This window comes from Mesobacterium hydrothermale (genome assembly GCF_035818635.1).
Taxonomy (GTDB): Bacteria; Pseudomonadota; Alphaproteobacteria; order Rhodobacterales; family Rhodobacteraceae; genus Mesobacterium_A; species Mesobacterium_A hydrothermale.
The window spans coordinates 1-12404 of the sequence record NZ_JAYLLH010000010.1; the positions used below are offsets into that span (position 1 = coordinate 1).

General features: G+C 60.5%; 12 protein-coding genes and 2 tRNA genes. 9 read left to right on the top strand and 5 right to left on the bottom strand.

Annotated features, from left to right (window positions below):
- Positions 1–1050: type IIL restriction-modification enzyme MmeI (locus tag VK792_RS08845; RefSeq protein ID WP_326297109.1), on the top strand; the 1050-nt coding region annotated here is incomplete at its 5' end.
- 196 nt (positions 1051–1246) lie between these two features.
- Here VK792_RS08845 and VK792_RS08850 read toward each other — a convergent pair.
- Positions 1247–1321 (bottom strand) — tRNA-Glu (locus VK792_RS08850).
- A 1043-nt stretch (positions 1322–2364) separates the two neighbouring features.
- A tRNA-Tyr gene (locus VK792_RS08855) sits at positions 2365–2448 on the bottom strand.
- A 138-nt stretch (positions 2449–2586) separates the two neighbouring features.
- Here VK792_RS08855 and rlmB point away from each other — a divergent pair.
- The 8 genes from rlmB to VK792_RS08895 all read left to right on the top strand — a co-directional run bounded on the left by rlmB (position 2587) and on the right by VK792_RS08895 (position 7749).
- Positions 2587–3369, top strand: a complete 783-nt coding sequence (gene rlmB, locus VK792_RS08860) for a 23S rRNA (guanosine(2251)-2'-O)-methyltransferase RlmB (protein ID WP_326297110.1) — start codon at positions 2587–2589, stop codon at positions 3367–3369.
- Positions 3370–3379: 10 nt separating this feature from the next.
- Positions 3380–3661, top strand: coding sequence for a hypothetical protein (locus VK792_RS08865; RefSeq protein WP_326297111.1), 282 nt, complete (start codon positions 3380–3382; stop codon positions 3659–3661).
- 61 nt (positions 3662–3722) lie between these two features.
- Positions 3723–4865 carry a 3,4-dihydroxy-2-butanone-4-phosphate synthase gene (gene ribB / locus VK792_RS08870; protein WP_326297112.1) on the top strand — a complete coding sequence of 381 codons (1143 nt, stop codon included), beginning with the start codon at positions 3723–3725 and terminating at the stop codon, positions 4863–4865.
- A complete protein-coding gene (locus VK792_RS08875; protein WP_326297113.1) occupies positions 4865–5416 on the top strand; it encodes a 6,7-dimethyl-8-ribityllumazine synthase in 552 nt (183 codons plus the stop codon). Before ribB ends, VK792_RS08875 begins: the two co-directional genes overlap by 1 nt.
- Positions 5413–5889 carry a transcription antitermination factor NusB gene (gene nusB, locus VK792_RS08880; protein WP_326297114.1) on the top strand — a complete coding sequence of 159 codons (477 nt, stop codon included), beginning with the start codon at positions 5413–5415 and terminating at the stop codon, positions 5887–5889. The genes VK792_RS08875 and nusB overlap by 4 nt, the downstream gene beginning before the upstream one ends.
- A 78-nt stretch (positions 5890–5967) precedes the next feature.
- Positions 5968–6537 (top strand): HdeD family acid-resistance protein, encoded by a 570-nt coding sequence (locus tag VK792_RS08885; RefSeq protein WP_326297115.1) that lies wholly within the window; start codon positions 5968–5970, stop codon positions 6535–6537.
- Positions 6538–6654: 117 nt separating this feature from the next.
- On the top strand, positions 6655–6978 hold the full coding sequence (locus tag VK792_RS08890; RefSeq protein WP_326297116.1) for a hypothetical protein: 324 nt from the start codon (positions 6655–6657) through the stop codon (positions 6976–6978).
- A 327-nt stretch (positions 6979–7305) separates the two neighbouring features.
- Positions 7306–7749, top strand: a complete 444-nt coding sequence (locus tag VK792_RS08895) for an MmcB family DNA repair protein (RefSeq protein WP_326297117.1) — start codon at positions 7306–7308, stop codon at positions 7747–7749.
- Here VK792_RS08895 and VK792_RS08900 read toward each other — a convergent pair.
- The 3 genes from VK792_RS08900 to VK792_RS08910 all read right to left on the bottom strand — a co-directional run bounded on the left by VK792_RS08900 (position 7746) and on the right by VK792_RS08910 (position 12323).
- Positions 7746–7946, bottom strand: coding sequence for a DUF6324 family protein (locus VK792_RS08900; RefSeq protein ID WP_326297118.1), 201 nt, complete (start codon positions 7944–7946; stop codon positions 7746–7748). The genes VK792_RS08895 and VK792_RS08900 overlap by 4 nt on opposite strands.
- A 145-nt stretch (positions 7947–8091) precedes the next feature.
- Positions 8092–10302, bottom strand: coding sequence for a DUF4214 domain-containing protein (locus VK792_RS08905; protein ID WP_435404837.1), 2211 nt, complete (start codon positions 10300–10302; stop codon positions 8092–8094).
- Positions 10303–11912: 1610 nt separating this feature from the next.
- The gene (locus VK792_RS08910; RefSeq protein WP_326297120.1) at positions 11913–12323 is read right to left on the bottom strand and encodes a hypothetical protein; all 411 of its coding nucleotides are present in this window, start codon (positions 12321–12323) and stop codon (positions 11913–11915) included.
- Positions 12324–12404 lie beyond the last annotated feature (81 nt).

The following is a 12404-nucleotide window of genomic DNA, read 5'->3' on the forward strand; positions in this document are numbered from 1 at the left end:
CGTTTGGCGGGCAGACCCCAACGACATCATCGCCGCAAGAAATCGAGGGTTCCAAATGTTGGATTCAATCCACTAGGTATCCAAAAAAGTGGCCCCTTTGATGTTCCGGGCGAACTAGCCCGGAAGTGGATGCAGGAACCCGCAAACCCAAACGCCGAACTGAACCAGAAAATCCTACGGCCATATTGGAATGGGGACGATGTGACGGGCCGCCCAAGAGATTACTGGTTCATTGATTTGCCCTTGGGGCTGACCGAAGCCGACGCCTCGCTGTATGTGTCACCGTTCGCCCATATTTCCGACGCGAAAGACGATGATGGGAAGACCGTCAAAGAACTTCGTGCCGATCTGGGCGACCGTGCTGGACCAAGATGGTGGGAACCGCATTGGCCACGCCCGGAGATGCGGAGGCGGATTGCAGACGTAGCACGATACATTGTCACGCCTGAAACCGCGCAGCACCGAATATTTGTTTGGTTGACCCATCCCATTCTGGCGGACAAGAATCTGATTGTTGTCCCGCGCTCAGACGATACGACTTTCGGGATTCTACATTCTAGATTTCACGAAGTCTGGTCACTTAGGAAAGGGTCTGACCTTCAAGACCGTCCCCGCTACACGCATACCTCTACGTTTGCGACATTTCCTTTCCCCAAGAAATTCGCCCCGAACATACCTTCGGTGAAGTATGCTACCGACGCTCAAGCAAAGGCGATTGCAGCCGCCGCTGCCAAGCTCAATGAGCTTCGCGAAAACTGGTTAAATCCAGCCGACCTGATTGATTTTGCGCCAGAGGTGGTACCCGGCCTTCCTGACCGCATCCTGCCCAAAGACGAAGCAGCGGCGAAGGAACTCAAGAAGCGCACCTTGACCAACCTCTACAGTACGCGTCCGGCTTGGCTGGATCATGCCCACCGCGCCTTGGATGAAGCTGTTGCCGAAGCCTACGGCTGGGGCGATGACTGGCGCGCCGGTATCCTGACCGATGATGAAATCCTTGCCCGCTTGTTCAAGCTCAACCAAGAGCGCGCGGCGAAGCAGGCCAAGTGATCGCTTGTGCCTTTACGCGGGCGTTGGGGGCGGTTCTCGAAGCCGCATCCAACGTATTCTCTGCTACTCCACGAAGCGCCAAAGAAGCGAGGGAATCGAGGCTTTGGGTCAAGGCGTGAGTTGGGGGTCAAATTGGGGGTCAGATTTTCCATATCACCCTTAAGTTATTGATTTTCAGTATCAATTTTGGGTGAAGTGGCAGCCCGTAGGGGAATCGAACCCCTCTTTCCAGGTTGAAAACCTGGCGTCCTAACCGATAGACGAACGGGCCACGCTGCTGCGTGAGGCGCTATCTACGCAAAGCGCCGAGCCCGTGCAAGCAGAAAATTCAAAAAAACATTTGCTCTGGGAAGAAAGAGGTCCGGCACCGCTTTCGCGCGTTCGGCCCGGCCCGTTCAACAGGGTCAGAGAACGTGGAATTTCTTCATATCTTCCGAAGGTTATCGCCATCAAAAGCGCAATGAATCCAGCCCTGAAATGAAGGCGGGTTGACACAGATTCCTGTGCCAGCCGGACCTCGATACGGTGCAGCGGGCCGACAAGCATCGGGGCACCTGCAGCGCAAAGACAAAGATTCGACTGGGACTGCGAGGCGGCGTCCCAATCGCCCCCGATCCGCCAGAAAGTCACGCTGGAAAGGCAGGCTCACCAGAGGCTCACCGCGTGACGGCCCCGCAGGCACCACCAGCGTGTCGGCCTGCCACTCTGTCAGCAGGTCGATGCGTGTGCGCTTGGGTTTGGTCTTGAGGCGGATCACGCGGCACACCTCCGCGTTCCTGGGTAGTCCCCCCGATCCCCGATAGTTGCGTCACCCTCCCCCCGTGCGGACAGGGTTCCCTTCTCGGTGAATATGAAACGTGAGTTGGCCGGAGATTCCCGCATAGGCAAGCATTCCGAGGAAAACCGCGTCGCGTTTCTGCGTCTCGTTCTTGATTTTGTGTAGGTCATTCGTGGTGAACATGTCGTGCACCACAGTCTCCTACTCTATGCCGCCCCAGTTGATCTTGTCTTTCCTCGGACGGAATACATGCTTCTTAACTGCGGAAAACTTCAAAATATTCGTGTCTATGAACACGTCGGCTACTGAAACAACTTTCGCCAATGGGCTACTCTCTTCGCTGCGGTGTATTGCGTGAACCAAAATGCTTGCCTGAGGCGAGTTGTGCAATGCGTCGAATGCCGGAAGTGCCGAGACGAAGAGTTACATCACGAATCCGTGAGCGTTCGCCGTGCCTGCGCACAGGTAAATCCGTTTAGGCGATACTTAGGCAGAAGCGTCGGAAAGCCATTTTTTCTTTGAAAATCAAGGTGGAATGGTGGGCGACCCTGGAATCGAACCAGGCGTGCGTCTCCGCGAGGGAGTTACAGTCCCCTGCCACACCTTGCGGCCTGTCGCCCACTTTCACCTTCGGGGCGTTGGCCCCGGAACGTGGGCCGCTGATTACAGTCGGCCTTTTGCGGCGTCAACAGGAAAATCCCTTGCAAGCCCACGCGGTGCAAAGCATTGTCCCGCCTCTGACAGACAGGGGCGGATCCATGGTCAAGAAACCCAAATGGGTGATCGAGAAAGAACAGGCGAAAAAGGCATCTGCCGCAGAAACCGTCTGGCTTTTCGGCCTGCACGCCGTGCGCGACGCGCTGGAAAACCCGGCGCGCGAAAAGCTGCGGCTTGTGGTGACGCGCAACGCGCTGGACAAGCTGGCCCCGGCGGTCGCCGCGGCGGGAATCGCGCCCGAGATGAGCGACCCGCGCAAATTCGCCGCGCCCATCGACCCGCAGTCCGTGCATCAGGGCGCCGCGCTAGAGGTCAAGCCACTGAACTGGGGCCAGATGGAAGACCTTGCCCTTGGCGATGGCACCCGCCCCCCCAGAGTGATTCTGCTGGACCGGGTGACCGACCCGCACAACGTCGGGGCCATCCTGCGCTCGGCCGAGGTGTTCGGCGCCTGCGCCGTGGTCGGCACGCTGCACCATTCGGCGCCCGAAACCGGGGCGCTGGCCAAGACCGCAAGCGGCGCTCTGGAACGGCAACCTTATCTGCGCGAGCGGAACCTGGCGGACGCGATGGAACGGCTACGAGACATGGGCTATCTGATCCTCGGTCTGGACGGAGAAGCCGACGCGACAATCGAACAGGCGCTGGACGGCAAACGCGACCGGCCCGTCGCGCTGGTGCTGGGCGCCGAAGGCCCGGGCCTGCGCCCCAAGACAAAGGAGACTTGCGACCGGCTGGTAAAAATCGCGTTTGCAGGCGCTTTTGGCTCTCTCAATGTCTCCAACGCGGCAGCAGTTGCCCTATATGCATCATTACCCCGATGAAAGGATTTCGATGCATCGCAACACCAAGATCGCCACGTGCTGCTATTGCGGCACCCGTGCTGCGCTGGTTCTGACCGCGGACCGGCACGAACTTTCGTGCAGTTCCTGCGGCGCCCCCCTGCACGATCTGAAGCGGCTGAAATCGGCCCCTGCCGGGCAGACCGGAGCCGCACAGATGGCACATCAGGGGACGCGCAAAAAGAAGAAGGACGGCAAGCCGCGCAAGCGTCAGTCCTTTGGACAGCGTTTTCTGAAAGAAGCATTCGACGTGATCGACGATATCTTCGACTGATTGCGCGGCTGCCAAGGGGGCTGGCAAAGTCGGCGGTGTTCGACTATCCCGCCCCTGACGAATGACGGAGGCGACAGTGGCCGATTACGAAAAACCCGGTCCGGTCGAACAAGACTGGAAGGACGCGATCTCTTCCATCGAAGAGATCATCGAGGACGCGCGCAACGGGCGCATGTTCATCCTTGTCGATCACGAAGACCGCGAGAACGAAGGGGACCTTGTGATTCCCGCGCAGATGGCGACGCCCGACGCGATCAACTTCATGGCCACGCATGGTCGTGGCTTGATCTGCCTGTCGATGACGTCGCAGCGGATCGAGCAGCTGGGATTGCAGCTGATGTCGATCTCGAACTCGTCGCGGCACGAAACCGCGTTCACCATCTCGATCGAGGCACGCGAAGGCGTGACCACCGGCATTTCCGCTGCTGACCGGGCGCGCACCGTTGCCGTGGCCATCGACGCGTCGAAGGGCCCGCAGGATATCGCATCGCCGGGTCACGTGTTCCCGCTGCGTGCAAAGGATGGCGGCGTACTGGTTCGCGCCGGCCATACCGAGGCCGCGGTCGATGTCAGCCGGCTTGCCGGGCTGAACCCATCGGGCGTGATCTGCGAGATCATGAACGATGACGGCACCATGGCGCGGCTGCCCGAACTGGTCGCGTTTTCGCAGCGTCACGGGCTGAAGATCGGTACGATTTCCGACCTGATCGCCTATCGCCGCCGCCACGACAACCTTGTGCGCGTCAGCAACGAAGACACCATTACCTCGGAATTCGGCGGGGAATGGAACATGCGGATTTACGCGGACACCGCCCATGGCGACGAACATATCGTGCTGACAAAGGGCGACCTGTCGGGCGACAATCCGGTTCTTGTCCGGATGCACACGATGGACCCGATGCTGGACATTATCGGCACCGGCCCCCGTGGCCGCGCGGCGGAATTCCACAACGCGATGCGGGCCGTCGCCCGCGAAGGCCGCGGCGTCGTCGTGCTGCTGCGCGACACCTCGATGAAGTTGGACGCAAGCGAAGGGGTCAGCCCCAAGACCCTGCGCCAGTACGGGCTGGGCGCGCAGATCCTGTCGTCTCTCGGCCTGTCGCAACTGATCCTGCTGACAAATTCGCCGACGCCAAAGGTCGTTGGCCTTGATGCCTACGGGCTTGAGATCACCGGCACCCGCAAAATCCCGGAGACAGACTGATGGCTGCGAACGAAGAACATTACACCCTCCCGCGCCCCTCCTTTGACAAGCCGGTCAAGCTGCTGATCGTCGTCGCGCCTTATTACAAGGACGTGGCCGACAACCTGATTGCCGGTGCCAAGGCGGAAATCGAAGCCGTGGGCGGCACCTGGGATCTGATCGAGGTGCCCGGAGCGCTGGAAATCCCCACCGCCATCGGCATTGCCGAGCGGATGTCCAGCTTTGACGGCTATGTCGCGCTGGGCTGCATCATCCGGGGCGAAACCACGCATTACGACACCGTCTGCAACGACAGCAGCCGCGGGCTGACCTTGCTGGGCCTTCAGGGCTTGTGCATTGGCAACGGCATCCTGACGGTCGAGAACAAGGCGCAGGCCGATGTGCGCGCCGATGTGCAGGGCCAGAACAAGGGCGGCGGCGCGGCTGCGGCAGCCTTGCATCTGATCGCGCTCAGCCGTAAGTGGGGCGCCCAACGCAAAGGCGTTGGCTTTGTCCCCTCTCCCGACGAATATCAGATCGCCGGTCAATCCAAAGGCCCGACCACCGCATGACCACGCAACCCGCCAACAAATCCGGCACCAAACGCCAGATGAAATCCGCCGCCCGGCTCTATGCCGTGCAGGCGCTGTTCCAGATGGAACAGACGGGTCAGACCGCCGACAAGGTAATCAACGAATTCCTCGATTATCGGTTCGGTGCCGTCTACGAGGGCGAAGAGATGGCCGAGGGCGATCCCAACCTGTTTGCCAAGTTGGTGGATACGGCGGTGAACCTGCAGGCCAAGATCGACCAGATGACCGACCGCGCGCTGGTGGCGAAATGGCCGATTGCACGCATCGACCCGACCCTGAGGGCGCTGTTCCGCGCCGCCGGCGCCGAATTCGAACAGGAGACGCCGCCCAAGGTGGTCATCAATGAATTCGTCGATATCGCAAAGGCATTCTTCCCCGACGGGAAAGAGCCGCGATTCGTGAATGCCGTGCTGGACCACATGGCCCGCGAAGCCCGGCCAGAGGCGTTCTGATCCGGCACCGCCTTGCAGCATGACGTATCGACGCCTACGTTCCGGTCACGTCACGCCGTTGCAGCAAGGAGCCGTGCCATGGACGACCCAAACATTCCCTCAGACCTCAAACGCGCGATTCAGGACAACATACGCCAGTTCCGCACGCTTGGCATCGCGCTGATCGTGCTGGGTGTTGCCGCGATCCTGTTTCCTTTGTTTGCCTCTATCGCGATCAAGGTTCTGCTGGGCTGGTTCTTCCTGCTGACCGGTGGCGCCGTACTGTGGCATGCCTTTCAGGCGCGGGACTGGAGCTCGGCCCTGTTGTCCGGGCTTGTGGGGGTGGTGCACCTGGCCATCGGCGTTTATCTCGCCTTCTTTCCCCTGACCGGGTTGATCGGGCTGACCATGCTGATGGCCATCGTGTTCCTGTTTCAGGGCGCGCTTGAGGCCGGAATGGCCTGGCAGCACCGCCCGGGCCACGGCAACGCGGGCCCCGGCTGGGCCTGGATGGGCCTGTCGGCAGCGGTCACCATCGTTTTGGGACTGATGCTGCTGGCCGGACTGCCGGGAACCGCACTCTGGGCGCTGGGGCTGTTTCTGGGGATCAACTTCCTGACGTCGGGGATTTCCTTTGTCGTTCTGGCGAACGCCGCGTCAAAGTTCTAGGCGGTTTGCCGCGTGAACCTGCGGCATTGGCGTCAAATTCGCGCTATCCGGTGGACTTCACCGAAAAATCGCCTACTCTGAATATAAACGGAAACACCAGTTCTATCGGGGGCACCGATGCCGAAACTCGTCAAACTTTACATCATGCAAAGCTTCGTGGGCTTTGCCCTGTCGACCGCTTTCGTCGGGATGCTGCTGTGGTTCGATGTGGCGCGCCTGTGGTATCTGGTAACGCACACCTCTGCCGGACCGCTGGCGGTGTTCCTGCTGTGGCTGTTCAACGGCATCGTCTTTGCCGGTGTGCAGTTTGCGATTTCCATCATGCGGATGGAAGAAAAGGAAATCGATCCGGGCGCGGGTGGCCCCAAGGTGCGACTGGAACCGCAACCGGTCCTTGCCAAGGTCGACACCAAGCGCAATGTTCTGAGCCCGCGCAACTGAACGTTCCTGCGGCCTGAAATGACAAAAGCGCCCCGATCGTGGCGCTTTTTGTTTGCGGCGGGAACCACACCTAGCGTGGGGTTATCTCATTCCCGAGGACCTGTATATACAGGTGGGCGTCAGGTAACCGGACCACGGCCCGGACAGAGCCAACTCCCTCGGAATTGCTTAAGGCCACCGGAATGCAACCATGCACAGGAAGGGCAGAACCCGCCAAACCCTGAGCTAAGCCGCAGGACGCGTTGTGGCAAGGGGAAAGCGCATTTCTTTTTGTGTCTTCGCGGCGTTTCACTTGCCATTTGTTCACACTTTGTTCATTTTTTTGACATGAGCGACCTTCTGCAACCCGGACAGCTTCTGGCGCGTGGCGTATCCCGCCACCTGGCCAGCCATGGCTTCGTCTCGGTTGAGGAATTTGTGCCGGACCGGGGCCTGCGTGTCGACGTGATGGGGTTGGGGCCAAAGGGCGAAATCTGGGTGGTGGAATGCAAGTCCTCGCGCGCCGATTTCATGGGCGACGCGAAGTGGAAGGGGTACCTTGACTGGTGTGACAGGTATTTCTGGGCCGTCGACCAGGATTTCCCGACCGAACTGTTGCCAGCAGAAACCGGCCTGATCATCGCCGATGCCTATGACGCGGAAATCCTGCGCATGGCCCCCGAAGCCAAGCTGCCCGCAGCGCGGCGCAAGGTTCTGATCCAGAAATTCGCCACCCATGCCGCGCGCCGCCTGCAGGCGCTGCGCGACCCCGACGCGGTGATCTGGGGCTAACGCTTGCCCTTGGGCTTCATTTTTTGCGCAGTCTTGGCTGCGGCAAGGATTTCCTCGGCGATTTCCTCGGCTTCGTCAGGCTCAAAATCCATCGGCACTTCGAACGTCTCGGAAACCACGAAAAGCCGCACCATGCCCTGATCGGTTGGCCCGATCTGAAGATTTGCCTCGATGTCGCGTTCGTCGTTGATACCCATGCTGTCCTCTGTGTGCCTGTCGGCCTTGAAACGCGGCAGATGGTGACGGCAGAGCGTGACAGATGTCAATGTCAGTCACGGTGTTTCGGCGGCAGTTTGGCAAAAGCACCGCCGAAACTCAGCAACTTGCCGGGGGTGCCTGCGGTCACAGGATCATGTCACTGTCGATCATGCCAAGGTTGGCCCCGACAAACAGAACGCTTACGCCCTGATCGGTGAAGGAAACATTGCCGCCCACCTGCGTCATATGGGCCAGCGCATCGGCGGCGTCGGTATACCCAAAGCCACGGAAATCCAGACTGTCCCATGCCTCGAGATCCAGAACCCAGTTCTGCCCACCGTCGGACTGGTCAAAGACGAAGGTGTCGCTCATCAGGCCGCCGGTCAGGGTATTCGCCCCTTCGCCGCCGTTCAGAACGTCATCGGTGCCATGGCCACGCATCCATGCCTCGAGCGGAGCCGCTGTGGCGGCCACGAATTCCCCGCTTTGCGCAAAGCCCTTGACCACCTCGGCCCGGGTCATGCCGCTGTCGATACGCCCCAACCAATCGGCAAGCCCGCCGGCATCCGCCGCACGGCCCAGCACGTTTTGATAGAGCAGGTTGACAAAGCCTTCATTGCTGAGCGCGCCATAGGTGTTCTGGAATTCCGTGCTGTTGGTGAACCCGGTGATCGCGTTGAGGAACGGGGTGCCAGACCCAAGCCGCGCCACCCAGTCCATGAAGCCCCCCAGATCCGGCGCGCGGTTCAACGTCGCCTGATACAGGCGATAGACATCATCGGACCACACACTGTCGGTATGGGCCAGCGCAAAGGTTGCCGCCGCATCCCGCGTCGCATTGATGAATTCCGTGCTGTCCGAGAACCCGACAACAACATCCGCGCGCGTCGCCCCGTTCGCCAGTGTCGTCAACCACCCCTGCAAACCGCCGGGATCAGAGGCCCGCCCAAGGACGTTTTGGTACAGCAACTCGACGAATTGCGCATTGTCGAGCGCGCCATAGATCGACTGAAACTCTGCCGAGTTGACGAACCCTGCCGCGGCGGCCGAGACTTCGATCGCACCTTCAAAGATCTTCTGGGTCCAGTCTTGATGGCCGCCGTGATCGGGTTCGCGGCCCAGCGTCGCCTGATACAGCCGATAGACCTGCGCCGACGCAACCGGGGTAAAGGCCACCTTGATCCCGTCGCCATACAGAAAATCGTTGCCCGCTCCGCCGTCGATCAGGTCGCTGCCCGCCTGTCCGTTCAGTCGATCCCCACCCGCGCCACCGATCAGCGTGTCGTCGCCGGCCGCGCCCGACAGCGTGTCGGCGTTGTCGCCCCCCAACAGCAGGTCATCACCCGAGGTCCCGGTTTCGGACAGAGCGCCGCCGCCGGATGTCCGGCCCAACGCACCGGATGGGCCCGACGGCGTCGGGTCCAGCGCGATTGTCCGGTCAGAGAACACCACTTCTTCGATCCCACGCAGGATCACGGCACCCTCGACATCTGCAACAACGCCCCCTGTCCCGTCATCGACAAGACTTGTGATCACATAGTGGTCGCCGTCGCGGACAAGCGTGAAATCGGCGCTGGTTTTGGAAGCTGACGCGCCGTCCGTCAGGTCGAGCCTGTCGAAGCCTGCACCGCCATCAATAACGTAATCCACTTGCGGCAAAGAAAAGTAGAGGTCGGTTGCGATCGCATATCGCGGATAGAAATAGATGGTATCGTCGCCGCTTTCGGCATGAAGCAAGATCTCTGTCGTATCCAGCTCCTGGTTGTCGTTCAGCACCTGACCCGCCAGTTGAACATCGTACAGCAACACGTCACTGAATCGGCTGCCGATCACCTTTTGCGGGGTATAGGTGCTTTGGGTCGGCCGCACGACATTCTGTGTACTGCTGATCCCGTGCGACAGTCCGGAATAGTCCAGCGTGTCGCTGCCACTGCCATAGGTCAGCGTGCGCAGCGGCACTTCGTTGCTGGACCCCAGTGTATGGATCACGAAGTGATCGTCACCCGCACCGCCGTCCCAGACATCATTGTCGATGCCATAGACCAGCTCCCCGGCCAAGCCGGTCTCATCGTCCTGGAAAAAAATGTCGTTTCCGTCGCGGCCCATGATCGTATCGGCCCCGCCAGAGCCAAGGAACACATCCAATTCATTGGTGCCAACGATATAGTCGTTGCCCGGCGTGGAAACTGATCGGTCGGGCAGATCGAGCGTGAACACGGTGCCCATCAGGTCGATATTGCCAGCGCCGTTGCGCCCGCTGTCAACCGACCAGCCGATAAACGCCCGGCCATCGGCCCCGACCGTGACAAACGGCGGTGCCAGTTCGGTGCCGACAAGTCCCGTTGCCACGTCCATCCGATCCGTCAGCAATGCGCCGTCACTGCCGATAACCTGCGCAAACAGCGAAATTTCCGGGGCGGCGGAAGTACCGCCAGTGTTCTGCGCCCAGACCAGCAGCAGATCGCCGTCTGCGGTTGCCGCCGCCGCAGCCGCCGGCAACTGGTTCTGGGCCGGACGGAACCCGGCATCAACCGGCAGGACTTCAACCGTCTTGGTTTTGACCAAGCCAAATTGCGGTACGGGCCGAGATGTCTGATCGAAGTCGGGGAAATTGTTGTTCAACAGATAGTTGTACTCGCGGACTTCCCAGAACTCCACTTCAAGGCGCAGCTTGTCGAAGATTGACCCGGTCCCGCGCGAATCCACCGTTGCAATCACGCCATCGCGCAAAACAGTTGCCGCATCTTCCCGAAAGCCCAGGGCGTCTGCGCCCCGAAAGGAGTTCGACGGGACAGTGATTTCCAGCGTCGGCGAGGTACCCGGAATTTCATAGGTGAACAGGTTCAGATCAAAGGTTCCGCCTGATCCCGATGTCAGTTCAGGGCCGACAAAGGTGAACAGATCGTTGCCAAGCGGCAGAAGGTTTGCGTCCTCGCCCCCGATTGCGCCAAAGACGGTGCGAAATTGCGGACCAACCGCCGTACCGCTGGCATCGAACCGCTGTCCATTCCAGTAGTTGTCGACGAAAGAGTCGTCTTCCCAGACTGCGATGAATCCGCCGTCTGATACTGGCGCGACAACCGGAAGGCGCTGATCGTCGGCTTGATCGGTGCCCAGCAGGATTTCCTGAGACACCGGTGTGCCATCGGGTTGGATCACGATGGCACGGGCGTCGACTTCTCCGTCAAGGCCAGGGCCGTCGGTCCAGGCGACGACAAGGTTCCCGTTGGCCAAAACGGTCACGTCCGGGTCTGACTGGAACCCGTCGGTCGTAACGTTGATCTGGTAGACTGCACCGGCGGCGCTGCCGTCCGCATTGAACTGGCGTCCGAAAATGGCCTGGCTGTCCGTGTCGGTCGCCCCGTCCACGGGGAGCAACGAACTGACAAGCTGGGTCCAGACGGCGACGTAGCCGCCACCGGGAAGTGCAACCACTTCACCGAAGTTGCTGCCGACGCCCACGGGGGCAAGCAGGTCTGCGGGCTGGCTGGAAATCAGCATGATGCCTCCAATCTTCATAAAAATAGATGCGAGAAGCCTAAGATCGGTGCGATTTCCCTGTCAATATTGACTGGCGCGCCGGAGCAGGATTTGCGCCGCCATGCCAAGCCAATAAGCCGAAAATCCCTGATCTGGACATAATGCCACAGGCCCCGCGCCGAATGGGTTTCCTCGACAGGTGGCAAAGCGTCAAACACAGGATTGCCACCCCCGAAGAACGGCCGCTGCTGGCTGTGGTCCCGTTCCCCCTAGCTGCGCAGGAAGGTCGCCGCAGCCAGCGACGGCACCTGCGCCAACACGTACCGCCGCACCAGCCAGTCAAGCCGGGCACCTCGGGGCAAGAATCGGACTTTCGCTGCCGGACGATGCCGCAATAAGGGCCCCGAAGGGCAAGCTGTCCGGCGGACCATGCGGCACGAAAATCAGCGTGCGCTTCTTTTGCAGACTGTCCTCGAACGGAGCGATCAGCAACCGGTACGACAGATTTCATGTTTCGCGTTCCCAAGGGTATCGGCATTGGCGTCGAAACAGGCCAAATAATCAGAGGCAATCGGCAAGGTCAGAAATGCCTCGGACAGCACTGGGTCGTCAAACAGCCGAGCCGTGGGCAGCACCGGGAAGGCAGAAAGATCCAGCCTTCCGGCACAGACAGGCACCAGACGCGCTGCCAATTCGTCGGCAAGCGAGGCGGCCAGCGCCTCGACATCGCCCGACTCGCGCCGCGCGAAACTCACCAGTTTGCACAGGCGGGCGAAATCCTGATCCGAGGTCGCGATCTGATGGATACCTATCAGCTCTGGCGCCCGCCTGGACAGATCACCCGCCGCTTCGATCTCGCCTGCGTAGTCCTTGGCCTCACCATCTCGACAACGCACCTGCGCTTCAGGTCGTTCAGCGTGATCGACTCGGACGACTCAGAACCCCGGCCGAAGGATGGACAGGCGCGCGCAAACGAC